The organism is Spongiactinospora gelatinilytica, from assembly GCF_003236385.1.
Classification (GTDB): Bacteria; Actinomycetota; Actinomycetes; order Streptosporangiales; family Streptosporangiaceae; genus Spongiactinospora; species Spongiactinospora gelatinilytica.
In genome coordinates, this window is record NZ_POUA01000941.1 from 1 (window position 1) to 387 (window position 387).

Here is a 387-nt window from a genome sequence, read left to right on the forward strand (position 1 = left end):
GTATAACCAAACCTCTTAATTTTTAGCGTCGTTTATTTTTCTTCATCCGCTTCTTTTTGTTTTTCTTATTTTTCTTAATCATGGAATTCATTGCCATCTTCGACAACTTACCCTTAATTCCATTTCCTAACATACCTTCCATGCCGTTAAAGTTTCCTTTTGACATTTGGTTCATCATTTTCTTCATTTGATTAAATTGTTTAATCATCCGATTGACTTCAACCACAGGACGCCCGGATCCAGCCGCAATCCGACGACGGCGACTAGGATTTAGAAGATCTGGATTTTCACGCTCAGCTTTGGTCATGGAATATACAATCGCCTTGGTGTGCTCAAGATCCTTAGGGTCCACATTCACATTTTGCATAGCTGGGTTATTAGCCATAC

General features: G+C 39.0%; 1 pseudogene. It reads right to left on the bottom strand.

Annotation, left to right across the window (positions count from 1 at the left end):
- Positions 1 to 22: 22 nt before the first annotated feature.
- A pseudogene (locus tag C1I98_RS46895) lies at positions 23 to 387 on the bottom strand (hypothetical protein); the annotation flags it as partial.